Annotated in this window: 21 protein-coding genes and 1 pseudogene; 16 read left to right on the top strand and 6 right to left on the bottom strand. The window is 67.6% G+C overall.

Features of this window, described 5'->3' with window-relative positions:
- Positions 1 to 176: 176 nt before the first annotated feature.
- A complete protein-coding gene (locus ASE02_RS08335) occupies positions 177 to 1,934 on the bottom strand; it encodes a VWA domain-containing protein (RefSeq protein WP_056733064.1) in 1,758 nt (585 codons plus the stop codon).
- 188 nt (positions 1,935 to 2,122) lie between these two features.
- Here ASE02_RS08335 and ASE02_RS22635 point away from each other — a divergent pair, with 188 nt between their 5' ends.
- Complete coding sequence (locus tag ASE02_RS22635) at positions 2,123 to 2,710, top strand: PEPxxWA-CTERM sorting domain-containing protein (RefSeq protein ID WP_056733061.1); 588 nt, start codon at positions 2,123 to 2,125, stop codon at positions 2,708 to 2,710.
- A 343-nt stretch (positions 2,711 to 3,053) separates the two neighbouring features.
- On the top strand, positions 3,054 to 3,710 hold the full coding sequence (locus tag ASE02_RS22630) for a PEPxxWA-CTERM sorting domain-containing protein (RefSeq protein ID WP_056733060.1): 657 nt from the start codon (positions 3,054 to 3,056) through the stop codon (positions 3,708 to 3,710).
- A 104-nt stretch (positions 3,711 to 3,814) separates the two neighbouring features.
- On the opposite strand, the gene ASE02_RS08320 is transcribed toward ASE02_RS22630, so the two are convergent.
- A complete protein-coding gene (locus ASE02_RS08320) occupies positions 3,815 to 3,997 on the bottom strand; it encodes a CsbD family protein (RefSeq protein ID WP_056733058.1) in 183 nt (60 codons plus the stop codon).
- Positions 3,998 to 4,367: 370 nt separating this feature from the next.
- On the opposite strand from ASE02_RS08320, the gene ettA reads away from it, so the two are divergent.
- Complete coding sequence (ettA, locus tag ASE02_RS08315) at positions 4,368 to 6,035, top strand: energy-dependent translational throttle protein EttA (protein WP_056733056.1); 1,668 nt, start codon at positions 4,368 to 4,370, stop codon at positions 6,033 to 6,035.
- 131 nt (positions 6,036 to 6,166) lie between these two features.
- Here ettA and ygiD read toward each other — a convergent pair whose 3' ends face one another.
- From ygiD to ASE02_RS08300, 3 genes are read right to left on the bottom strand one after another with little or no spacing between them, the layout of a single operon-like run.
- On the bottom strand, positions 6,167 to 6,958 hold the full coding sequence (ygiD, locus tag ASE02_RS08310) for a 4,5-DOPA dioxygenase extradiol (protein ID WP_200957642.1): 792 nt from the start codon (positions 6,956 to 6,958) through the stop codon (positions 6,167 to 6,169).
- A gap of 34 nt (positions 6,959 to 6,992) precedes the next feature.
- Positions 6,993 to 8,222, bottom strand: a complete 1,230-nt coding sequence (locus ASE02_RS08305) for an MFS transporter (RefSeq protein ID WP_056733054.1) — start codon at positions 8,220 to 8,222, stop codon at positions 6,993 to 6,995.
- Positions 8,219 to 8,728, bottom strand: coding sequence for a hypothetical protein (locus tag ASE02_RS08300; protein ID WP_056733052.1), 510 nt, complete (start codon positions 8,726 to 8,728; stop codon positions 8,219 to 8,221). The genes ASE02_RS08305 and ASE02_RS08300 overlap by 4 nt, the downstream gene beginning before the upstream one ends.
- Before the next feature lie 51 nt (positions 8,729 to 8,779).
- Here ASE02_RS08300 and ASE02_RS08295 point away from each other — a divergent pair, with 51 nt between their 5' ends.
- The gene (locus ASE02_RS08295; RefSeq protein ID WP_056733050.1) at positions 8,780 to 9,721 is read left to right on the top strand and encodes a 2-hydroxyacid dehydrogenase; all 942 of its coding nucleotides are present in this window, start codon (positions 8,780 to 8,782) and stop codon (positions 9,719 to 9,721) included.
- Between the two features lie 266 nt (positions 9,722 to 9,987).
- On the top strand, positions 9,988 to 10,839 hold the full coding sequence (locus tag ASE02_RS08290) for an alpha/beta fold hydrolase (protein ID WP_162257157.1): 852 nt from the start codon (positions 9,988 to 9,990) through the stop codon (positions 10,837 to 10,839).
- Between the two features lie 78 nt (positions 10,840 to 10,917).
- On the opposite strand, the gene ASE02_RS08285 is transcribed toward ASE02_RS08290, so the two are convergent.
- The gene (locus ASE02_RS08285; RefSeq protein WP_056733047.1) at positions 10,918 to 11,313 is read right to left on the bottom strand and encodes a helix-turn-helix domain-containing protein; all 396 of its coding nucleotides are present in this window, start codon (positions 11,311 to 11,313) and stop codon (positions 10,918 to 10,920) included.
- Between the two features lie 112 nt (positions 11,314 to 11,425).
- Between ASE02_RS08285 and ASE02_RS08280 the strand changes: the two genes are divergently transcribed.
- The 11 genes and pseudogenes from ASE02_RS08280 to ASE02_RS08230 form a co-directional block, all read left to right on the top strand.
- Complete coding sequence (locus ASE02_RS08280; RefSeq protein WP_200957641.1) at positions 11,426 to 12,439, top strand: NAD(P)-dependent alcohol dehydrogenase; 1,014 nt, start codon at positions 11,426 to 11,428, stop codon at positions 12,437 to 12,439.
- Between the two features lie 126 nt (positions 12,440 to 12,565).
- Positions 12,566 to 12,856, top strand: a complete 291-nt coding sequence (locus tag ASE02_RS08275) for a hypothetical protein (RefSeq protein ID WP_056733046.1) — start codon at positions 12,566 to 12,568, stop codon at positions 12,854 to 12,856.
- Positions 12,857 to 12,961: 105 nt separating this feature from the next.
- Positions 12,962 to 14,140, top strand: coding sequence for an enoyl-ACP reductase FabV (gene fabV, locus ASE02_RS08270; RefSeq protein WP_056733044.1), 1,179 nt, complete (start codon positions 12,962 to 12,964; stop codon positions 14,138 to 14,140).
- 87 nt (positions 14,141 to 14,227) lie between these two features.
- Positions 14,228 to 15,199, top strand: coding sequence for a metalloregulator ArsR/SmtB family transcription factor (locus ASE02_RS08265; protein ID WP_056733042.1), 972 nt, complete (start codon positions 14,228 to 14,230; stop codon positions 15,197 to 15,199).
- Positions 15,196 to 16,128, top strand: a complete 933-nt coding sequence (metF, locus tag ASE02_RS08260) for a methylenetetrahydrofolate reductase [NAD(P)H] (RefSeq protein WP_056733040.1) — start codon at positions 15,196 to 15,198, stop codon at positions 16,126 to 16,128. Before ASE02_RS08265 ends, metF begins: the two co-directional genes overlap by 4 nt.
- The gene (gene bla, locus ASE02_RS08255; protein WP_369818534.1) at positions 16,071 to 16,982 is read left to right on the top strand and encodes a subclass B3 metallo-beta-lactamase; all 912 of its coding nucleotides are present in this window, start codon (positions 16,071 to 16,073) and stop codon (positions 16,980 to 16,982) included. Before metF ends, bla begins: the two co-directional genes overlap by 58 nt.
- A complete protein-coding gene (locus ASE02_RS08250; RefSeq protein WP_056733038.1) occupies positions 16,979 to 18,040 on the top strand; it encodes a homocysteine S-methyltransferase family protein in 1,062 nt (353 codons plus the stop codon). Before bla ends, ASE02_RS08250 begins: the two co-directional genes overlap by 4 nt.
- Positions 18,040 to 19,023 (top strand): D-alanine--D-alanine ligase, encoded by a 984-nt coding sequence (locus ASE02_RS08245; RefSeq protein ID WP_056733036.1) that lies wholly within the window; start codon positions 18,040 to 18,042, stop codon positions 19,021 to 19,023. Before ASE02_RS08250 ends, ASE02_RS08245 begins: the two co-directional genes overlap by 1 nt.
- Before the next feature lie 67 nt (positions 19,024 to 19,090).
- Entirely contained in the window at positions 19,091 to 21,754 is a 2,664-nt protein-coding gene (metH, locus tag ASE02_RS08240; RefSeq protein WP_056733034.1) for a methionine synthase, read from the top strand.
- Between the two features lie 197 nt (positions 21,755 to 21,951).
- Positions 21,952 to 22,596, top strand: a complete 645-nt coding sequence (locus ASE02_RS08235; RefSeq protein WP_056733032.1) for a PEPxxWA-CTERM sorting domain-containing protein — start codon at positions 21,952 to 21,954, stop codon at positions 22,594 to 22,596.
- A gap of 192 nt (positions 22,597 to 22,788) precedes the next feature.
- A pseudogene (locus tag ASE02_RS08230) lies at positions 22,789 to 23,790 on the top strand (NAD(P)H-dependent flavin oxidoreductase); the annotation flags it as partial.
- Between the last annotated feature and the right edge of the window lie 36 nt (positions 23,791 to 23,826).

The raw sequence follows: 23,826 nt of genomic DNA, 5'->3' as shown, positions 1-23,826 counted from the left end.
GGCAGCCCCAGGCCCGCCAACATCAACCCAACTCACTCGCAGCGGGCGTAGCGCAACAGGCCCGCTGGGGGAGGTGGCGCGCGTAGCGCGACGGAGGGGGCGCTGCGGCAGGAGTCAAAGTCCCCCTCAGTCAGCCGTTCGGCTGACAGCTCCCCCAGCGGGGGAGCATCTGGTGGTCAATCGCCTTGCGGGCGGGTTTCTCCGGCTGCGCGGACCAGTTGGACGAACTCGGCGCGCAGGCCGAAGGGGTCCTCGCCGCGCGCGCCTTGGGCGAGGTCGCCGACCTGGCTCCAACCGAAGCTCGGGTCGATGCGGGTGTCGGCCTTCAGCATCTGGCCGAAGGCGGCGACGGCCAGCGCCCAGCGGGCGGCCTCGGGCGCGGCCTGGACCGTGGGGTAGACGTCGCGCGCGCCGATCGGCCGTTCCATCAGCTTCGACGTGCTCTGGCCGGGCAGCTTGTAGCGGACCTTCAGGTAGGCCAGTTCGCCCGTGGAGGCCGGCGCCGGGGCCTTGCGGTTTCCATAGCGCAGCGGATCGCTGGAGGGCCGGGCGCCGACCGGGGTGATTTCGTAGAGCGCGGTGACCGAGGCGTTCGATCCCACTTCGCCGGCGTCGACCTGGTCGTTGTTGAAGTCCTCGCGTTCCAGCATGCGGGTCTCGTAGCCGATCAGCCGGTACTCGCTGACCGTGGCGGGGTTGAACTCGACCTGGATCTTCACGTCGTCGGCGATGGGGAACAGCGAACTGGCGAAGTCCTCGCGGAACAGCTTCCGGGCCTCGTTCAGGGTGTCGATATAGGCCGCGGTCCCGTTCCCGTTCTGGGCCAGGGTCTGCATCATGACGTCGTTATAGTTGCCGCGTCCGAAGCCGTAGACCGAGAGATAGACCCCGTCCTTGCGCTTGTCGGCCACCACGTCCTTCAGCTTGGCCGGATCGGCGACACCGACATTGAAGTCGCCGTCGGTCAGCAGGATCACCCGGTTCACGGCCTTCGGATCGAAGTTCTGACGGGCGAGGTCATAGGCGAGCGTCAGGCCCTGGCCGCCGGCGGTGGAGCCGCCGGCCCGCAGGGATTGCAGCGCGCAGCGCACCTTCAGCTTGCTGCGCCCGTCGGTGGGGGCGAGCACCGCGCCCGCCGAGCCGGCATAGGCGACGATGGCCACGCGGTCCTGAGGCCGCAGCTGGTCGACCAGCAAGTTCAGCGCCTTGGTGGCCAGCGGCAGGCGATCTTCGCTCCACATCGAGCCGGAGGTGTCGACCAGGAACACCAGGTTCAGCGGCGGCTGGCCGGCCTGGGGCAGGTCGTAGCCTTGCAGGCCGATCTGGACGATCTGGCGTTGGCTGGACCAGGGCGAGGGCGTCACCGCGACGAAGGCCTGGAATGGCGTCGCGCGGTCCTTGGGCTTGGCGTAGCCGTAGTCGAAATAGTTCACCAGCTCCTCGACCCGCACGGCGTCCGCGGGCGGACGGCGGCCATCGTTCAGGAAGCGCCGGACATTGGCGTAGGCGGCGGTGTCGACATCGACCGAGAAGGTCGAGACTGGTTCCTCGGCGACCCGCTTGATCGGGTTGGCGACCGCGTTCGGATAGCGCTCGGTCTCGGCGCGGGGCGTGTAGTAGCCCGGCGCGATCCGTGCGCCGGTGAACGCCGGAGCGGCGATGCGCTTCTCCACGGACGGCACGGGGAGCGGCTGCATGAGCGCGGGCGGCGGCGCGGGCGGGGGAGCCATCGAATAGATCGGCCCGCCGGCCGGGCGGCCGCGCGGAGAGCCCGGATAGCCGCCGCCCGTCTGGGCCGGCGCGAAGCCGAGCGCCGCGCAGGCGGCGGGCGTCGGCTCGCCGTCGCGGACCCTTACCTGGGCCATGGGGGCCGAGGGGACGGCGATGAGGCCCGCCAGGGCGATCATCGAGGTATTGCGCGACAACACCGACATGGCGGTTCTCATCCCAGGAAGTTCTTCAAGGCTCAGCTTGGCGCTCGCCTTGCGGCGAAATCTCGACCTGATCGCGGCTTGGCCGTGGCGAGGTCGCCCGCCAGGCGAGATGGTTTCATCGCCGCAATGGTTCGTTGTACCGCTGGCGCCAATACGACCGTGAGTCGTTTGAGAAATTGGGGGTTTCCGTGAAGAAGGTTCTTGTCGCCGCAGCCGCGTTGGCCGCGGTCATGTTCGGCGGTTCGGCCCAGGCGGCCAGCTTTAGCGGCTCGGGTTTCGCGATTCCAGATATCGGGACGGCTAGCAGCACCTTCACCGTCGGCGGCGCAGATGTCAGCCTGAGCGACGTGAACGTCACGCTGTTTGGTCTCAGCCACACTTTCTGGAACGACCTGGACATTTCACTGAGTCACGGCGGAAAAACGGTCTGGCTCACCACCGACAACGGCGGGAGCGCCGACCCGAACGGCGACTACACCTTTGACGATCAGGCCTTGGCCGCCGTGACGACCTTGGGCGTTAGCGGCGGGATTTTCCAATCCGAAGAGCTGCTGTCGGCCTTCAACGGCATGTCGCTGCTGGGCGACTGGACGCTGACGATCACCGACGATCTCGGCGCCGACTTCGGCAATCTGCAAGGCTGGGGCATCACGGTGGACGGCGTGACCTCGGCGGTCCCGGAGCCGACGACCTGGGCGATGATGATCATCGGCTTTGGCGCGGTGGGCTCGATGGCGCGTAGCTCGCGCCGCAAGCGGGCGCCCGCCTTCGCCTGATCCGAGAGTTGGAATTTGTGCACGCCGCCGGCCCATGTCGGCGGCGTGCTCTATTTCAGGCTCGGGTGCTGAGCGGCGTGTTCAGATCGCGAACAGGTAAAGAACGTGAGCGTGGTTGTTAAGTATATGCCCAGGGCGCTCTATTAACGCTTGGCCGTGTAGGCTTTGAGCTCGGTTGAGTACTTCACTTTGAACTGAAGCCCCTATTGCTTGGATCAAGTTGTGGGGATTTGGCGACGGTGAGTGATGGCCGAAATTGATCGGCGATCTCGCCGATTAGGCAAATGAACTCAGGGTCCCTCATCGCTTGCGACGATCGACCCGCGCTCCTGGGGGGCTGGACATGAAAAATCTTCTGGTGACCGTAGCCTTGGCCGCGACGGCGTTAACTGCAGTTCCCGCGACCGCGGCGCAGATCCTTTACCTCTCCGGTTCGAACTACGCCGAGGCGGTGCACAACGACGGCCAGGCGGCCGGCAATTCGATTACGCTGAAGACCCAGCCCGGCGGCTACCTTGTCGACTACACCGCCAACGCCGGCGCCGCCTTGACGCCGAACGGCAACGGATTTGGCAAGCAGAACGGCCCGTTTTCGTTGGTGACAGTCGATCCGTTGACGGTCGGCTTCAGCAAGATGGGCTTCACCCTGACGCCGGGCGGCAAGAACAACCTCAACTACAAGTTTGACGTCCTGGTCAACTTCGTCGGCGGCGGCTCCCAGCTGCTCAGCGGCCTGCTGCCCAGCAATGGCAAGGTCGATATCTGGGCCGACACCGGCGAGGTCTTCGACAGCCTGACGATCCAGAACTTGCAGGGCAGGGCGAAGAGCAAGGACTCTTGGGCCCCCTACAACTTCTCCGACATTCGGCACACCTCGTTCGATGCGGTGGCGTTGATGACGGCGGTGCCTGAACCGGCGACCTGGGCGATGATGATCATCGGCTTTGGCGCGGTGGGCTCGATGGTTCGTCGCCGTGGCCGGACGCAAGCCTTCGCCTAATTCGACAGCCGAAACCTGATCGCGCCGCTGGCCCATGGCCGGCGGCGCATTCTATTGCAGGCCGCGCCGGGGAGCCCGGCCTGCAGCGTGTCTGGCCGGGGTGACTACTTCTTCAGCGCGTCGCGGGCGGCGTCCTTCAGGTCGCCGACGCTCTTTTGGACCTTGCCGGCGGTCTTCTCGGCCACGCCTTCGATTTCCAGTCGTTCATTGCCCGTCGCCTTGCCCACGGCCTGCTTGATCGCGCCGGCGACTTCCTTGGCGGCGCCTTTGACGGTGTCCTTGTGCATGGGAGTGCTCCTGTTGCCTCGAGGCGCCGAGGGGAGGGGCGCCTCCGAGCGGGGAAGTACGCATGGGGCGGGCGGGCGTTCCGTTGTTGTTGTCGGCCGGGTCGGTGTTTCCTTCCCCGCCAAGCGGGGGAGGGGGGCCGCCCGAAGGGTGGTGGAGGGGGCGTGCCGCAAGCCCAGAGCCCAGTCCCGCCCCGTCCACCGGCTGCGCCGGTCCCCCTCCTCCATGAATGGGGGAGGAAAGATCGGCCTAAGGCGCGTCTAGCGGCGCTCGCGGCTGGGCGTTTGGCCACGCTGCATTGCGTCAAGGCCCCGCGACGGCTATCTCCCTCACCGAATTCCCGTCTTTTCGAAGAGCGAGCGCGGACGCCTCATGGCGCAGCAGTACATTTTCCAGATGCAGGGCCTGACCAAGGCCTATCCCGGCGGCAAGAAGGTGTTCGAGAACATCTGGCTGTCGTTCTACTCCGACGCCAAGATCGGCGTGGTCGGGGTCAACGGCTCGGGTAAGTCCACCCTGCTGAAGATCATCGCTGGGCTCGACACCGAGTTCAACGGCGAGGCCAAGGCCGCCGACGGCGTGAAGATGGGCTACCTGGAGCAGGAGCCGCATCTCGACGAGGCGCTCAACGTCTGGGCCAACGTCATCTCGTGGTGCGAAGAGAAGAAGATCTTCGATCGCTACAACGAGGTCGCGGCCAAGCTGGGCGAGGACTACACCGACGAGTTGATGGAGGAGATGACCGCCCTCCAGGAGAAGATCGACGCCGGTGACCTGTGGGACATCGACAGCCGCATCGAGATGGCGATGGACGCTCTGCGCTGCCCGCCGAACGATTGGCCGGTGGACAAGCTGTCGGGCGGTGAAAAGCGCCGGATCGCGCTGGCCCGCCTGCTGCTGTCCAAGCCCGACATGCTGCTGCTCGACGAACCGACCAACCACCTGGACGCCGAGTCCGTGGCCTGGCTGCAGCATCACCTCGAAGCTTTCCCGGGCTGCGTGATCCTCGTCACCCACGACCGCTACTTCCTGGACCAGGTCACGAAGTGGACCCTGGAGCTCGACCGCGGCAAGGGCGTCCCCTACGAGGGCAACTATTCCGGCTGGCTGGAACAGAAGACCAAGCGCGTCATCCAGGAGCAGTCGGAATCGACCGCCCGTCAGCGCGCCATGACCCGCGAACTGGAATGGGTGCGTTCGGGCGCCAAGGCCCGCCAGGCCAAGTCCAAGGCCCGTCTGGCCGCCTATGACGAGATGGTGCGCGAGCAGGAGAACGCCCGCGGCGCCCAGACCACCGCGACCATTCAGATCCCGCCGGGCCCGCGCCTGGGCAATGTGGTGCTGGAAGTCGAGAACCTGGAAAAGGCGTTCGGCGACAAGGTCCTGTTCAAGGGCCTGTCTTTCAAGCTGCCGCCGAACGGCATCGTCGGCGTCATCGGCCCCAACGGCGCCGGCAAGTCGACGCTGTTCAAGCTGATCACCGGCCAGGAGACGCCGGACTCCGGCACCTTCCGCCTCGGCGAGACGGTGAAGCTGGCCTATGTCGACCAGAGCCGTGACGCGCTCGATCCGAGCAAGACCGTCTGGCAGGAGGTCTCCCAAGGCCTGGAAGTGCTGACCGTCGGCAAGCGCGACATCAACACCCGCTCCTATGTCGGCTCGTTCAACTTCCGCGGCGGCGACCAGCAGAAGAAGGTCGGCCAGCTGTCGGGCGGTGAGCGTAACCGCGTCCACCTGGCCAAGACGTTGACGGAGGGCGGTAACGTCATCCTGCTCGATGAACCGACCAACGACCTCGACATCGAGACCTTGCAGAACCTGGAAGAGGCGCTGGAAGAGTTCGCGGGCTGCGCCGTGATCATCAGCCACGATCGCTGGTTCCTGGACCGTCTGGCGACCCACATCCTGGCCTTCGAGGGCGACAGCCACGTCGAGTGGTTCGAGGGTAACTTCGAAGCCTATGAAGAAGACAAGAAGCGCCGCCTGGGCTCCGACAGCCTGATCCCGCACCGGATCAAGTTCCAGAAGTTCACACGCTAAGGGCTAGATGCTCCCCCTCTGGGGGAGTTCCCGGCCTATTGGCCGGGTGAGGGGGACTTTGACTCCTTCAGCAACCCCCTCCGCCGCGCTGCGCGCGCCACCTCCCCCAGCGGGGGAGGATCTGGGGCGGCCTAGCTGGGCCGTCCGATCACCACGCCGGTCATGCTGATGGCGCCCAGTTCGATCGCGTCGTTGAAGAACGTAACCGTGTCGTCCTGGCCCTGCGCGCCCAGCACATAGAGCAGCGGCAGGTAGTGTTCGTCCGTCGGGATCGAGAGCTGGGCGTCTTGGCCCAGACTCATCCAGTCGACCAGCGGCCCATGATCGTTGGCCGCGATCAGCGATTTCACCGTCTCATTGAAGCGTTCGGCCCAGTCGAGGGGCTGGGGGCTCTGCGCGCGCACGGCCAAGCGCAGATTATGCACCCAGTCGCCGGAGCCGAGGATCAGCACGCCCTCGTCGCGCAGTTCCGCGAGCTTGGCGCCAAGCTCATAGTGGAAGCTGGGCGGCTGGCGCAGGTCGATGGCCAGTTGCAGCACCGGAATGTCGGCGGCCGGGAACATGTGCATCAGCACCGACCAGGCGCCGTGGTCGAGGCCCCAGTCCTGGTCGTGGCGGACGTGCGTCGGGGCGAGCAGCTCGGTGACCCGTTCCACCAGCCAGGCGTCGCCGGGGGCCGGGTAGCCGATGTCGTAGAGCGGTTGGGGGAAGCCGTGGAAGTCATGGATGGTGCGCGGGGCGCTCATCGCGGTGACGGCGGTCTCCTCGACGTACCAGTGGGCCGAGATGCAGAGGATCGCCTTGGGGCGGGGCAGGGCGGCACCGAGCGCTCGCCAAGCCTCGGCGTAGTCGCCGCCGAGGGCGTTCATCGGACTGCCGTGACCAACGAAGATGGCCGGCATGTGGGGGACGCGTTCGCTCATCATGGTCCTCAGATCGGAAGCGCGTGGGCGCTCGTCAATCGACCGCGACACTCTCGCCCAAATCCCGCAGCGGCGACAGGGCGCCGATCAGCGGCGGGATGAGGAAGCCGAGCGCGGCGACCAGCAAGGCCGCGCGCGGACCGATCGCCTGGCCCAGCAGACCGCCGCCCAGCGCGCCGATCACCGCCATGGCTCCAGCTCCGGCGTGGAAGGCGCCGGCGACGCGGCCCAGCACAGCCTGCGGCAGCAGGGTCTGGCGCAGGCTGGCGGTCAGGACGCCGCCGGCCACGGCGAGCGCGTCGCCGATCACCTGGGAGACGATCAGGGCTGCGAGGCCCGTGACCGGCGCGGCCGGCGCGAACGGCGTGATCAGCACGGCCAGCGCCGCGCCCGTCATGGCCAGGACGATGGCGCGTCCGTGGCCCAGGCGGCGGGCCAGCCGGGGCGCGATGAAGGCGCCGGCCAGGGCTCCAATCCCGCCCGCGCCGATGGCCAGGCCGAGCATGGCTGGGGTGAGCCCGAGCGTGCGCAGGGCGAATAGCACGTAGAGAGCGCTGAACACGCCGCCGAACAGGCCCTGGGCCGACTCCATCAGCAGCAGCGGACGCACGCGGGCGTCGGACCAGGCGAGGCGGAAACCCTCCGTGACTTCGCGCGTCCAGTGTTCAGGCGGCGATGGCTCGGGCGCGGCCTCAGGCGTTCGGATGGCCGCGAGGAAGCCGGCCGAGGCCAGATAGGTGACGGCGTTGGCGGCGAGCGCGATCGGCGCGCTTAGCCATTGGAACAGCGCGCCGGCCAGCGCCGGTCCGCCGACCTCGGCCACGGACTCGGTGGCCGCCAGCCGCGAGTTGCCGTCGATGAGCTCGGCCTTGCCGATGATGCTGGGCAGATAGCTGTGGCTGGCGATGTCGAACGCCACGCTGGCGGCGGCGACCAGGGCCGCGGCGGCGAACACCTGGGGCAGGGTGAGGACGCCCAGCCAGGCGGCGAGGGGAATGGTGATCAGCACCGCGGCGCGCAGCAGGTCGGCGCCGATCAGCAGCGGCCGGCGTCGATGGCGGTCGATGAACGGGCCGGCCGCCAGCGCGGCGACCAAGGCTGCGCCGCTGGCCACGGCGGCCAGGACGCCCAGCGTCGCGGCCCCGGCGCCGAGGGTCACGACCGCCATGATCGGCAGGCCCTCGCGGGTGATCCGCGCGCCGAACGCCGAGACCGCTTGGGCGGCCCAGAGTTTTTGGAACGTGACGTGGCCGGTCAGGTTCATCCGGCCTGGTCCAGGAACGCCGCCACCTCGCGATCCCCGTGCAGGCGGCGGACCGGCCGGCTGGGAACCTGGTGGGCGAGGATGTGCTCGATGTTGCGCCGGGCGACGCGGTCGAAGGTCCAGATGTAGGTCAGGGTCTCGCGGTCCAGGCTGTCACGGCATCCCGCCGGAAGGTCGGCTCGCCCGCGCCCCCGCTGGTGGATGCTGCGCCAGGCGGCGCGCGCCAGCGAGCGCCAGCGTGGCTGTTCGATCCAGAGGATGGTGTCGGCGCGCGGCAGGCAAAGGTCGCCGGTGAGCGACAGGAAATTGCCGTCGACGATCCAGGCGTCCCCGGCCAGGGCCCCGGTCACCCGCTCGCGGAAGCGTCCCAAATCGCCAGGTTTCCAGCCGGGTTCATAGAACAGGACGTCGAGGTGGATCACCGGCAGGGCCAGCTTGGCGCCCAGCTTTCGGGCAAGGGTGGACTTGCCCGACCCCGAATTGCCGAGGATCACGATGCGGCGCATGACGTCCTCCCTCCACCGTGGCTATAGGATAGCCAGAGTTCGGAGAACCCCATGATCAGCTCGCCCAAGCCCGTCGTCCTGCTTTCCAACCAGATGCTGTCGCCGATGCAACAGGCGCTGGAGGCGCAGGGGTACGAGGTTGCGCGGCGTTGGGAGATGACCCCGCAGCAGGCGGCGGAGGTTCGCGCGATCGTGCACGCGGGCGAGATCGCGTTGCCGGCGGAGTTCCTGGAAAGCCTGCCGAAGCTCGGCCTCATCGCCTGTGTCAGCGTCGGCTATGACGGGGTCGACGTGCCCTGGTGCCGGGCGCGCGGTCTGGAAGTGACCCATGCCCAGGGCCTCAACGCCGAGGACGTGGCCGACCACGCGATCGGCCTGATGATCGCCGGCTGGCGCAATCTGACGGCCGGCGAGGCGATGGTGCGCAGCGGCGGCTGGCAGAAGGGCGAGCGGATGGGACCGCGCCCGAGCCTGCGCGGCCGCAAGCTAGGCGTGATGGGACTGGGCGCCATCGGCGAGGCGGTGGCGGTGCGCGCCGAGGCCTTCGGCATGGAGGTCGCCTGGTGGGGGCCGCGCGAGAAGCCGGGCGTCGGCCGGCCGCGCGCCGAGAGCCTGCTGAAACTGGCGGCCGACAGCGACGTCCTGGTGGTGGCCTGCCGCGCCGACGAGACCAACCGCAAGATGGTCGATCAGGCGGTGATCGAGGCGGTCGGCGCGCGCGGCATGATCGTCAATGTGGCCCGTGGCTCGATCATCGACGAGGACGCCCTGATCGCGGCCCTGAAGGACGGGCGGCTGGGCCGCGCCGGCCTTGATGTCTTCGAGACCGAACCAACCCCGGCCCAGCGCTGGGCCGACGTGCCGAACGCCGTGCTGACCCCGCACTCGGCGGGCGGCACCTCGGATTCGGTGGTGCGCATGGTCGCCCAGGCGTTGGAAAACGTGCGGCTGTTCCTGGTGGGCGAACCGGTGATGAGCCCGGTCGCGGCGTAGAAGTTTGGGTCGGCCCCGGTTTGTTCGCCGGGCGTCGAACCCATCCAAGACTGACGGCCTGGGTTCATTTGAGCGCCATGAAAATGTCATGCCTAGCGATTGCGGTTTCTCTATCGGCTGCGCACACATCCGCCATGGCTCAGCCGCCCCAATACATTGGCGTCGATGAGCTGGACCCTGCCTTCTACGCGAGTACGCGCCAAGCCGTAGCTGTGGAGCCCGGCCGTCACCTAAATCTCGTTTGTCTAGGCCAAGGCGCCCCAACGGTGCTTCTGGAGTCGGGCTTTGGCGATGACTCCTTGGCTTGGCGCAAAGTGCAGGCTCGGGTTGGAGCCTTCACCCGAGTTTGCTCCTATGATCGGGCCGGCTACGGACTCAGCGACGCCGCGCGGCGTCGATCGGACGCCGATAACGCGGTGGCGGATCTAGCGTTGCTACTCCAAAAGGCGCCGATCTCCGGACCCATCGTGCTGGTCGGTCATTCGTTGGGCGGGCTGTACGCCACCCATTTTGCCAACCTGCATCCCGGTCGAGTGGCCGGCCTGGTGTTAATGGATCCGGTGCAGCCAGGCGACGGCCCCGCCTATGGGACGCTGCGGGATGGGACGCGGAAGGCCTGGGCTAAATCGATCACGGAAAGCGAGACCTGCCTGGCGGCGGCGCAAGAAGGCGATCTGACAGCTGCCCGCAGTCCCGCCAATTGCCTGGAAGATCCGCCTGGCCCGGATCCCGCCTTCCACGACGAACTGAACCGACGTTGGGGCAAGGCCAAGTACATCGCGGCTAACCTCTCGGAACTTCGCAGCCTGATGACCGACGCGAATGGCGACAGCCTCGACTCGGCCCAGGCCGGGCCCAAGCAACGCGATTTCGGAGCTCTGCCGATGATCGTTTTGGTGTCAGATCCCCCCAAACCACTCAGCGGGCGCCCGAGGTGGGATGAGAGCAAAGCCATCAGACTTCGTTTGCAGCGCGAACCGGCGGGACAATCGAGCGAAGGCAAGTTCCAGCTCGTCGCCGGCTCAGGACACATGATCCAGGACGACGCTCCCGAGGTGGTGATCGAGGCTATCCAATCGGTCGTTGCAGCAGTTCGAGGTTCACCGAGAGACCATTGACTGAACGGTCCGCAGTCCACCCCTTGTAGACATTACGAGCGTCCGCTCACGGGCGATGGCTGCGCTCGCGTCGGGGCGTCAATTCTGAAGCCCAGGGCTTTCGTCCTCCGCGACGTCTCCCTCGCCGAGCGATGCGCGGCGAAGTTGGGCCCAATCGAGGAGCGCCAGGAACACCGGGCCAAGGCCTCGTCCAAGCTCGGTAAGCTGATATTCCACCTTGGGCGGCACCTGCGGGTAGATGGTGCGCATCACCACCCCATCGTCCTCCAGGCCGCGTAGCTGCTGGATCAGCATCTTTTGCGAGACCTGCGGGATCGCCCGGCGCAGCTCTGAGAAGCGCAACACCGGTTCCCCGTAGAGATGCGCCACGATCAGCATCTTCCAGCGCCCTTCCAGGATGGAGATGGCGTCCTCCACGTCCTCGACGCAGGCGATCTTGGGGAACTTCGGTTCGGCCAGGCGGGGGTCGGACATGAGCTTACCTCTAGGTGACTGGCGCACTTTTTCGTCCGTTCTTGTCAGATCGAGAGCGTGTCGCCTAGATGCCTTAGACCCTCCCGCCGCCCCCTCCAAATACGAGATCAGCATGCGCGCTTACCGTTTCGACAGCTTCGACAGCCTGGACGAACTTCGCCTGCGCGAGGAGGCCGACCCGCAGCCGCAGCGCGGCGAAGTGCTGGTCCGCGTGCACGCGGTGTCTCTGAATTTCCGCGATCTCGCCATGCTGCGGGGGACCTATCCGCGGAAGTGCGTCCCCGGCCTGATCCCCGTCAGCGACGCGGCGGGGGAAATCGTGGCGGTTGGCGAAGGCGTCCGCGCGCTCAAGGTCGGCGACCGGGTGATGGGCGCGTTCCATCCGCGCTGGTTCGGCGGCGAGATGCCGTCCACGATCGCCAGCGACACCTACGGCGCCGAGAGCGACGGCTGGCTCTGCGATCTGAAGGCGATCAGCCAGGAGGCCGTGGTCCGGGTACCCGACGCCTTGTCCTACGAGGAGGCCTGCACGCTGCCCTGCGCCGGCCTCACCGCCTGGACGGCCCTGACGGGGGCCACGCCCATTCGCGCCGGGCATACGGTTCTGGTGCAAGGCAGCGGCGGGGTCTCGGTCTTCGCCTTGCAGCTGGCCCGCGCGGTGGGCGCCACGGTGATCGCCACCACCTCCAGCGCGGCCAAGGCCGATCAGTTGAAGGCGCTGGGCGCCGCGCACGTCGTGAACTACGTCGACGAACCGCAGTGGGGGCGGCAGGTTCGCGCGCTGACGGATGGCCGGGGCGTGGACCGCGTGGTCGAGGTCGGCGGCCCCGGAACCATCGCCCAGTCCCTGCGCGCGGTAGCGGTTGGCGGCGAGATCACCTCCATCGGCTTCCTGAGCACCGAGAACCCCGGCGTCGACTTCTTCCAGCTCAAGGCCAGCGGCGCATCGTTCCGCAATATCACCGTGGGCGACCGCGCCGCCTTGCTGGACCTCAATCGCGCCGTCGCGGCGAGCGGCCTGAAGCCGGTGATCGACCGCGTCTTCGCCTTTGACGAAGCGCGCGAAGCCTTCGCCCATCTTGAAAGCGGCGCCCATCTCGGGAAGGTCGTGATCCGCCTGGACTGAGGTCTGGGCCCCTACGGTCAAGTTTATGAACGCCGGGCAACCGGGGCCTCAAAGTGCGTTCAGCCGCGATCCTCCACAACGGCCTCAATGGCTGCGGACTGACGCAGCGTTGAAGGAAGTAGGGCCATGTCCACGCCTCTCCGCGTCGTGACGAGCGATCTTTTGAACGACGCCTCGCGGGCGCCGCCCGCAGGGTTAGCCGAGCGGGTTGCGCAGCTTCAGGCCGAAGCCAAGCGCCTGGCGCGGGAGCATATCGACGCCCTGACCGCCAGCCTGGACCAGACCCGGCGGCTCGCCGAGGAGATCGCCAAGGGCGGCGAGGCCTATCCGCCTGGCGTGCGCGATCTCGCGCGCCGCCTTGGCGAAGACAGCGTCGCCAGGGCGATGACGCTCGCAGCCATCTCGGCGCGGAGCTGATCGCCGGGCGGCGGGTGCTTTCGACGGGGCTGCGCTCTGATACGATGGCGGGTAAAGGCGGGGTCTTACGACCGACTCACGCCTAGCCCTCAGCCCTGGGAAGCCATGATCATTCAGCCACGTATCCGCGGTTTCATCTGCACGACCGCCCATCCGGAAGGCTGCGCCACGAACGTGCATGAGCAGATCGCGCATGTCCGGGGGCAGGGGGCGATCGAGGGGCTGCCCAAGCGCGTCCTCGTGCTCGGCTGCTCCACCGGCTACGGGCTGGCCTCGCGCATCGTGACCACCTTCGCGGGTGGCGCGCGGACCATCGGCGTTTCCTTCGAGAAGGCTCCGACCGAGACCAAGACCGCGAGCGCCGGCTGGTACAACAACCGGGCCTTCGAGCAGGAAGCTCGCGCGGCGGGGCAGGAGGCGCTGACCATCGAGGGCGACGCCTTCTCCGACGAGCTGAAGCAACAGGTGATCGAGGCCGTGCGCGCCCAGTTCGGCCAGGTCGACCTGCTGGTCTACAGCATGGCCGCGCCGGCCCGGACCCATCCGAAGACCGGGGAGCTGCTGCGCTCGGCGATCAAGCCGCTGGGCGAGGCCGTCCGGCTGAAGACGCTGAACACCGAGAAGGGCGAGGTCTACGAGACCGAAATCCTGCCCGCCACCGACGAGGAGGCCGCCGCGACCGTGGCCGTCATGGGCGGCGAAGACTGGGGCATGTGGATCGACGCCCTGCAGGCCGCCGGGGTGCTGGCCGATGGCTTCCGCACGCTCAACTACACCTATCTGGGCTCGGACCTGACCTGGCCGATCTACTGGCATGGCACGCTCGGCAAGGCCAAGGAGGACGTCGACCGCATGGCCGCGACGCTGCGCGAGCGGCTGGGGCCTGACGCCGCCCGCGTCGTGGCGCTGAAGGCGGTGGTGACCCAGGCCAGTTCGGCGATCCCGGTCGTGCCGCTCTACGGCACCGTGCTGTTTTCGGTGATGAAGGAGATGGGGCTGCACGAGGGCTGCATCGAGCAGATCGACCGACTGTTCCGCACCCGCTTCGCGCTGGGCTCGGAGACTGACAAGGCCGGCCGCTTGCGGGTGGACGACTGGGAGCTCTCGGCCCCGGTCCAGGCCGAGGTCCTGCGCCGCTGGCCGCTGCTGAGCACGCAGACCATGGGGGAGCTGGCCGATATCGAGGAGTATCGCGCCCAATTCCTGCGCCTGTTCGGCTTTGGTCTGGCGGGGGTGGATTACGACAAGGACGCCGATCCGATGTCCGTGCCCGCCCTGGCCTGACTCCAGCGGCGAGAGACGTGCTAGGATAGCGCTTCAACGACCCTGGCTTGGCTTGACATAAAGACATAAAGATATCTTTATGTGGGCATGACGTTATCTACGGGCCAGGCGGTCGATGTGTTGCGCGCGGCGGGCGAGCCGACGCGGCTGCGTATCCTTGCGCTGCTGTCGCGTGAAGAGCTGGCGGTGCTGGAACTCTGCCGGGTTCTGGACCAAAGCCAGCCCCGCGTCTCGCGTCATTTGAAGCTGCTGGCCGACGCGGGTCTGGTCGAGCGTTTTCCCGACGGCGCCTGGGTGTTCTATCGCCTGGCGGCGGTGGGCGAGGCGCGGCGCCTGACCGACGAGGCCGTGAAGTCGATCGATCCGGCCGATCCGATCCTGGCGCGCGACGCCGAGCGGCTGCAGTCCGTCCGGGGCGAGCGGTCCACCGAGGCCGGCGAGTACTTCGCGCGTAACGCCGCACGCTGGGACGAGATCCGCTCGCTCTATGTTTCGGAGACCGCCGTCGAGGACGCCATCTTGCAGGCCGCAGGGCCGGGGCCGTTCAAACGGCTGGTGGACCTTGGCTCGGGCACCGGCCGGATGCTGACCCTGCTTGGCCCCAACGCCGAGGCGGCGCTGGGCCTGGATCTCTCCCAACAGATGCTGAACATCGCCCGCAGCCATGTGGCCGAGGCGGGCCTGGAGCGCTGCGAGCTGCGCCACGGCGACATCTTCGGAACCCGGTTGCCGCCGCACAGCGCCGACCTGGTCGTGGTCCACCAGGTGCTGCACTATCTGGCCGACCCCGCCGCCGCCGTGCGCGAGGCCTCGCGGCTGGTCGCCGAGGGCGGCCGGCTGCTGATTGTCGATTTTGCGCCCCACGCCCTGGAATTCCTGCGCGAACAGCACCAGCACCGCCGACTGGGCTTCTCCGAACCGGAGATGGAGCGCTGGCTGAATGGGGCCGGCCTGTCGAAGGTTCGCGTCGCCGCCCTGCCGCCGGAACGCGGCGAGGGTCTCACCGTCAAGATCTGGGTCGCCGAACGCGCCCGCCAACCCCAAAGGAGCGCCGCATGAGCCCTCATGAAACCGCGCTCGGACCTGTGGCTCGCGCCGGCGCCGGAACCGCGCCGCGTCCGTCGGTGTCGTTCGAGTTCTCGCCGCCCAAGACGCCGGAGGCCGAGGCCAGCCTGTGGGAGGCGATCCGCCGGCTTGAGCCGCTGAACCCGTCCTTCGTCTCGGTGACCTATGGCGCGGGCGGCTCGACCCGCGATCGCACCCACCGCACGGTGGTGCGGATGCTGAAGGAAACCAACCTGAAGCCGGCCGCGCACCTGACCTGCGTCGAGGCCTCGAAGGCCGAGGTCGACGAGGTGGTGCAGGCCTATTGGGACGCCGGCATCCGGCACATCGTGGCCCTGCGCGGCGATCCGCCCGGCAATATCGGCGGGGTCTATACGCCGCGCGCCGACGGCTATCTGAACGCCACCGAACTGACGGCCGGTATCAAGGCCGTGGCCCCCTTCGAGGTGAGCGTCAGCCTCTATCCGCAGATCCACCCGGAAAGCCCGTCGATCGATCACGACATCGACGTGCTGAAGGCCAAGATCGACGCGGGCGCCACGCGCGCCATCACCCAGTTCTTCTACGACATCGACGCCTATCTGTTCTTCATGGACAAGCTGCGGAAGGCGGGCGTGACCATTCCGGTGTCGCCGGGGATCATGCCGGTCTCGAACTATAAGGGCCTGAAGAAGATGGCCGGGCCGGTCGGCATCACCCTGCCGAGTTGGCTCGCCAACCTGTTCGAGGGCCTGGACAAGGATCCGGAGACCCGCAAGCTGATCGCCTGCTCCGTCGCCACCGAGATGTGCGTGCGGCTGGCCGAGGAAGGCTATTCGGACTTCCACTTCTACACGCTGAACCGCGCCGACCTCGTCTATGCGATCTGCCGGGTGCTGGGCGTGCGGGAAAACGGGCCCGAGCCCGTGGAGGCCGCCGCGTGAGGATCGCCCTGACGCTCGCCGGACTGCTGATCGCCGCCCCGGCGGCGGCGCAGGGGCCGGCCAACTGGACGGCGCCTACGGAGCCGTTCCGGGTCGCCGACAACCTCTATTATGTGGGCACGGCCGGTCTCTCGGCCTTCCTGATCACGACGTCGCAGGGCCACATCCTGATCGACGGCGCCATGCCGACCAGCGCCAAGCCGATCGAGGCCAGTATCGTCAAGCTGGGCTTCAAGCCGAGCGACGTGAAGGTGCTGCTGAACACCCACGCCCATTTCGACCATGCGGGCGGGTTGGCGGAGCTGAAGCGCGACACCGGCGCCAGGCTGGAAGCCAGCGCGCCCGACCGCGCCGCCCTCGAGAGCGGGACCTATCCGGGGTCCGAGGACGTGACGGCCTTCAACTTCGCCCCGGTCAAGGTCGACCGGGTGCTGAAGGGCGGCGACACGGTCAGCCTGGGCGGGACCGTGCTGACGGCTCACCTGACGCCCGGCCATTCGGCCGGCTGCACGACCTGGACTTTTCCGCTGACGATCGACGGGGCGCAGCGCCAGGCGATGCTCTATTGCAGCACCTCGGTGGCGGCGAACCGGCTGGCGTCCAAGGCCAAGGGGCCGCAGTACCCCGGCATCGTCGCCGACTATGAGAAGACATTCGCGCGGCTGAAATCCATGAAGGCCGACGTCTTCCTGGCCCCTCACGCCGAGCAGTTCGGTCTGGCCGAGAAGCGGGCGAAACTGGCCGCCGGCGGACCCAATCCATTTATCGATCCCGAGCGGCTGCAGACCACAGTGGCCGCCAGCGAGAAGGCCTTCCGCGAGGAACTGGCCAAACAACAGGACGCCGCGAAATGAACCGCCAGGAACGCATCTCCGCCCTCAAGGCGATCTCCAAGGAGCGCGTGCTGATCCTCGACGGCTCCTGGGGTGTGATGATCCAGAAGCGCGGCCTGGTCGAGGCCGACTATCGCGGCGAGCGCTTCGCCGATCACAAGCTGGAGCTGAAGGGCAATAACGACCTGCTCTGTATCACCCGGCCGGACATCATCTCGGACTTGCACGACCAGTATTTCGCGGCCGGCGCCGACATTTCCGAGACCAACACCTTCTCGGCGACCACCATCGCCCAGGCCGACTACGAGTGCGGGGACGCGGTCTACGACATCAACTTCGAGGGCGCGAAGCTGGCGCGGGCCTCGGCCGACGCCTGGACCGCCAAGGAGCCGCACAAGCCGCGCTTCGTGGCCGGCTCGGTCGGGCCGCTGAACAAGATGCTGTCGATGTCGTCGGACGTGAATGATCCCGGCGCGCGGCTGGTGACGTTCGAAGAGGTCTATCAGGCCTATCGCCAGCAGATGATCGCCCTGCACGACGGCGGGGTGGACATGTATTTGATCGAGACCATCACCGACACGCTGAACTGCAAGGCCGCGATCAAGGCCATCCTCGACATGGAGGACGAAGGCTACGAGCCGCTGCCGATCTGGATCTCGGGCACCATCACCGACCGCTCGGGGCGCACGCTCTCGGGGCAGACGGTCGAGGCGTTCTGGAACTCGGTGAAGCACGCCAAGCCGTTCGCCATCGGCCTGAACTGCGCCCTGGGCGCCGACCTGATGCGGCCGCACATCGCCGACCTGTCGCGGGTGGCCGACACCCTGGTCTCGGCCTATCCGAACGCCGGCCTGCCCAACGCCATGGGCGAGTATGACGAGCAGCCGCACGAGACCGGCCATCAGTTGCACGAGTGGGCCAAGGACGGGATCGTCAACATCCTGGGCGGCTGCTGCGGCACGACGCCCGATCACATTCGCCATGTGGCCGAGGCCGTCCAGGGCGTGAAGCCCCGGGCGATCCCGGAGCGGCCGGTCGCGATGCGGCTGGCGGGACTGGAACCGTTCGAGCTGGCCTGATGCGCAACACGATCCTGTTTGGCGGCACCAACCGCGAGCGACTGGTCTCGGTGGCCAGCGCCCAGGCCCTGACGGCGACCCTGCCGCAGGCCGATCTCTGGTATTGGGCGGCCGATGGCCAGGTGCATGAGGCGCAGGCTGAGGCGCTCGCCGCGCACCAGCGGCCCTTCGAGATCGACTTTCCGGCCACCGGGCCGGCGATCGGCGAGATCGAGGCGGCTCTGGACCGCGCCGGCGCCGAGGGCCGGGTGCTGATCCTGGCGCTGCATGGCGGGCAGGCCGAGAACGGCGCGCTGGCGGCGCTCTGCGAAGCGCGCGGCGTGGCCTTCACCGGCTCGGGCGCGGCGGCCAGCCGACTGGCCTTCGACAAGGCCGCGACCAAGGCGGCCGTCGCCAAGGTCGGCGTTGTCACGCCCGGAACCGTCTGCGTCGAGACCGCCGCCGAGGGCCTGGCCCAACATGGCCGGCTGGTGGCCAAGCCGGTGGCCGAAGGCTCCAGCTACGGGCTGATCTTCGTGAACGCGCCGGCCGATCTGGCGACCCTGGCGCAGGCCGCGGAGCGCGAGGCCTATCTGGTCGAACCGTTCATCGCCGGCGCCGAGGCCACCTGCGGGGTGCTGGAACGCGACGGCGAGCTGATCGCCCTGCCGCCGGTCGAGATCCGACCCGCCGACGGGGCCTTCGACTACGCCAGCAAGTACATCGCCGCCGGGACGCAGGAGATCTGCCCGGCGACCTTCGGCGCGGAGATCAACGCCGCCCTGCAGGCCGGGGCGCTGAAGGCGCACCGGGCGGTGGGCGCGCAGGGCTATTCGCGCAGCGACTTCATCGTCACCGACGCCGGCGTGGTTTTCCTCGAGATCAACACGCTGCCGGGCCTGACCAAGGCCTCGCTGTACCCCAAGGCGCTGGCCGCCGAGGGCATTACTTTCCTCGACTTCCTGGACGGTCAGATCGCCCTGGCGATCGCGCGCGCGGCATGAGCCGAGCCACGTCATTTTCGCAGGCGTCATCGACGCCTGCCGCCGCAATGCTTAAGAGCCGAAACCCATGAGACCTATCTTTGTAAACGTCGGCGAGCGGACCAACGTCACCGGCTCGGCCAAGTTCAAGAAGCTCGTCGTCGCCGGGGACTACGCCGGGGCCCTGAGCGTCGCGCGCCAGCAGGTCGAGGCCGGGGCGCAGGTCATCGACGTGAACATGGACGAGGGTCTGCTGGACTCGGTCGAGGCCATGAAGATCTTCCTCAACCTGGTCGCCGCCGAGCCGGACATCGCCCGGGTGCCGGTCATGGTCGATTCCTCGAAGTGGGAAGTGATCGAGGCCGGCCTGCGCTGCGTGCAGGGCAAGTGCATCGTCAATTCGATCTCGATGAAGGAAGGCGAGGCCAAGTTCATCGAGCAGGCCAAGGCCTGCCTGCGCTATGGCGCGGCCGTGGTGGTCATGGCGTTCGACGAGGTCGGCCAGGCCGACACCGCCCGGCGCAAGATCGAGATCTGCCAGCGCGCCTACAAGATTCTGGTCGAGCAGGTGGGTTTCCCGCCGGAAGACATCATCTTCGACCCCAACATCTTCGCCGTGGCGACCGGGATCGAGGAGCACGACAACTACGCCGTCGACTTCATCGAGGCGACCAAGGTCATCAAGCAGAGCCTGCCCTATGCGCGGATCTCGGGCGGGGTCTCCAACGTCTCGTTTAGCTTCCGGGGCAACGAGCCGGTGCGCCGGGCGATCCACTCGGTGTTCCTCTACCACGCCATCAACGCCGGCATGGACATGGGCATCGTCAACGCCGGCGACCTGCCGGTCTATGACGATATCCCGGCCGAGCTGAAGGACGCCGTCGAGGACGTGATCCTCAACCGTCCGCAGCGCGACCCCGTGCTGTCCAACACCGAGCGGCTGGTCGAGCTGGCCCCGAAGTACAAGGGCGGTAAGAGCGAGAGCAAGGGCCCGGACCTGACCTGGCGGGAAGGGGCGATCGGCGCCCGCATCACCCACGCCCTGGTCCACGGCGTCACCGAGTTCATCGAGGCCGACACCGAAGAGGCGCGCCAGCAGGCCGAGCGGCCGCTGCACGTCATCGAAGGTCCGCTGATGGACGGGATGAACGTGGTCGGCGACCTGTTCGGGTCGGGCAAGATGTTCCTGCCCCAGGTCGTGAAGTCGGCCCGGGTGATGAAACAGGCCGTGGCCTATCTGATGCCGTTCATGGAAGCCGAGAAGGAAGGCCAAGTCCGCAAGGCGGCCGGCAAGATCCTGATGGCGACCGTCAAGGGCGACGTCCACGATATCGGCAAGAACATCGTCGGCGTGGTCCTGCAGTGCAACAACTACGAGGTCATCGACCTGGGCGTCATGGTCTCGGCCGATCGCATCCTGGACGAGGCCAAGGCCCACGGCGTCGACATCGTGGGCTTATCGGGCCTGATCACGCCTAGCCTGGACGAGATGGTCTATGTGGCCGGCGAGATGGAGCGGCGCGGCTTCGACATCCCGCTGCTGATCGGCGGCGCCACGACCTCCAAGACACACACGGCGGTCAAGATCGAACCGGCCTACAAGGCGGGCTCCACCACCTATGTGCTGGACGCCAGCCGTGCGGTGGGCGTGGTCTCCAACCTGCTCTCGCCGACCGAGAAGGACCGGGTGCAGGCCGAGACCCGCGCCGACTACATCAAGGTGCGCGAGCAGTTCAGCCGCGGCCAGAGCAACCGCGCCCGCGCGAGCCTGGCCGACGCGCGCAAGAACGCCTTCGCGGCCGACTTCAAGGCCTATGAACCGCCGGCGCCGAGCTTCCTCGGCACCCGCAGTTTTGTCGCCTACGACCTGGCGGACCTGGCCCAGCACATCGACTGGTCGCCGTTCTTCGCCAGCTGGGAGCTGATCGGCCGCTTCCCGCAGATCCTGGAAGATGACGTCGTGGGGGAGGCCGCGCGCGACCTCTACAAGGACGCCCAGGTGATGCTGAAGAAGATCATCGAGGAGAAGTGGTTCGAAGCGCGCGGCGTGATCGGCTTCTGGCCGGCCAACGCCGACGGCGACGACGTGGTGCTCTACACCGACGAGACCCGCACGCAGGAACTGACCCGGTTGCACACCCTTCGCCAGCAGATGGCCAAGGACAAGAGCCGCGAGGACGGCGGCCGCGCCAATGTGGCCCTGTCCGACTTCGTGGCCCCGATCGGAACCAAGCCCGACTGGGTGGGCGGCTTCGCCGTCACCGCCGGTCATGGCGAGCTGGAGATCGCCAAGCAGTTCAAGGACGCCGGCGACGACTATTCGGCGATCCTGGCCGCCGCCCTGGCCGACCGCCTGGCCGAGGCCTTCGCCGAGGCCATGCACCGGCGCGTGCGCACCGAGTTGTGGGGTTACGCGCCCGACGAACCCTTCGATATCGACGCCCTGATCGGCGAGACCTATCGCGGCGTCCGTCCGGCCCCAGGCTACCCCGCCCAGCCTGACCACACTGAGAAGGCGACGCTGTTTAAGATCCTGGACGCCGAGGCCGCCACCGGCATGGAGCTGACCGAGAGCTTCGCCATGAACCCGCCGGCCTCGGTCTCGGGCCTCTATTTCGCGCACCCTGAGGCCCACTATTTCGGGGTCGGGCGGATCGAGAAGGACCAGATCGAGGACTACGCCCGCCGCAAGGGTTGGGACGTGAAGACCGCCGAGCGTTGGCTGGCGCCGATCCTCAACTACCAGCCGTAACCAGCGTTTCCAGGCCGGGGGGCATTGTGCGCCCCGCGGCCTGGCCGCAGGCGTTCGCATGTAGAGCTTAGGTCATCGAACGCCGTTGGCGCCGATTGTGAAGCGGCCTCCCTGATGGAGGCGGGACTGTCCCGTCTTGATCCATTCACCGACGCGCGGTCTGCGCCGAGGTGGCAGAGAGGGATGGGGTAAGCTTTATGAAGACCGCACTGAAGATGACTGCGATCGCCGCCCTGGCCGCGCTCGCTACCGCCAGCGCCGCCCAGGCCGCCGTCACCGTCAGCCATCAGGCCGGCGACACGCCGCTGCCGGCCGGCCAGCACATGGTTTGGGATTTCGACGGCCTTCAAGCCGCCGGCTATGGCGTGAGCGTCACCGGCCCGGCCGGCATCTACGACGGTTCGTTGGGTTTGATTTCCGGTATCGCGGCCCCGCCGCCCGGCACGACCAGCAACTACGCCGCGGTGCTCGGCGGCGGCAAGATCGTGCTGACCACGCCGCAGATCAGCAAGCTCAGCCTCTATATGGGCTCGCCGGACAGCTACAATAACATCCGCTTCAACTTCGCCGGCGGCGGTTTCAAGGACCTGACCGGCACGGAATTGGCCGAAGGCGCCTTCAACGGCGACCAGTCGGTCGGCCGTCGCATGATCTATGACTTCGGCGGTCAGCGCGTGACCTCCGTGGAGTTCACCTCCGGCTCCAACTCGTTCGAGTTCGACAACATCGCCACCTCGGCGGTGCCGGAACCGGCGACCTGGGCGATGATGATCATGGGCTTTGGCCTGGCCGGTTCGGCCATGCGCCAGACCCGTCGCAAGTCGGCCATGGCCTTCGCCTGAACCACTTGAGTTGAAGATCGATAGCGCCGCCAGCCCTCGGGTCGGCGGCGTTTTTCGTTCGTGGGATTGCGGTTCGAGGCTTCGGCGGGAGCCGAATCGCGTTGATTTACGCACCGCCACGACGATAGGCGGTTCACGGCGCGTGCGTGTTCCAACACTCTTTGGCCGGGGAGGCGTTCTCCTCGAGCCTCGCAGTTGAGAAGCAGGATCTATCCCATGAAAACCCGCATCACTGAGATGCTCGGCATCCAGCACCCCATCGTCCAGGGCGGCATGCACTATGTTGGCTTCGCCGAGATGGCGGCGGCCGTCTCGAACGCGGGCGGGCTGGGGATCATCACCGGCCTCACCCAAGGCACGCCCGAGCGTCTAAAGGCCGAGATCGTCCGCTGCCGGGAGATGACCGACAAGCCGTTCGGCGTGAACCTGACCTTCCTGCCCTCGGTCACCCCGCCCGACTATCCGGGCCTGGTGGACGTGATCATCGAGAGCGGCGTCAAGGTCGTGGAGACCGCCGGCAACAATCCCCAGAAGTGGCTGCCGCTTCTGAAGGCGGCGGGCATCGTGGTGATCCACAAGTGCACCTCGGTGCGGCACGCGCTGAAGGCCGAGGCGATCGGCTGCGACGCGGTCAGCGTCGACGGCTTCGAATGCGGCGGTCACCCGGGCGAGGACGACGTTCCGAACTTCATCCTGCTGCCGCGCGCGGCCGAGGAGCTGAAGATCCCGTTCCTGGCCTCGGGCGGCATGGCGGACGGCCGCTCGCTGGTCGCCGCCCTGGCCCTAGGGGCCGACGGCATGAACCTGGGGACCCGCTTCATCGCCACCCAGGAAGCCCCGGTGCACCCCAATGTGAAGCAGGCCCTGGTGGACGCCTCGGAGCTGGACACCCGGCTGATCATGCGGCCGCTGCGCAACACCGAGCGCGTGCTGGTGAACGCTGGCGTCGAGCGCCTGCTCGAGAAGGAGAAGGCGCTGGGCGACAAGGTGACCTTCGCCGACATCGCCGCCGAGGTGGCCGGGGTCTATCCGCGCATCCTGCGCGACGGGGAGATGGACGCAGGCGGTTGGTCGTGCGGGATGGTCGCCGGCCTGATCCACGACGTGCCCACGGTTCAGGAGCTGGTCGACCGCATCATGGCCGAGGCCGATCAATTGATCCGGCAGCGGTTGAGCGGGCTTTTGAACGCCTAGGTTCGCCAGGCAGGGCCGGTGGCGGGCGCCGCCATC

Origin of the sequence: Phenylobacterium sp. Root700 (genome assembly GCF_001429025.1) — a bacterium.
Taxonomy (GTDB): Bacteria; Pseudomonadota; Alphaproteobacteria; order Caulobacterales; family Caulobacteraceae; genus Phenylobacterium.
Note: the sequence above shows the minus strand (reverse complement) of the source record. Positions and strands in the feature narration are given on the sequence as shown.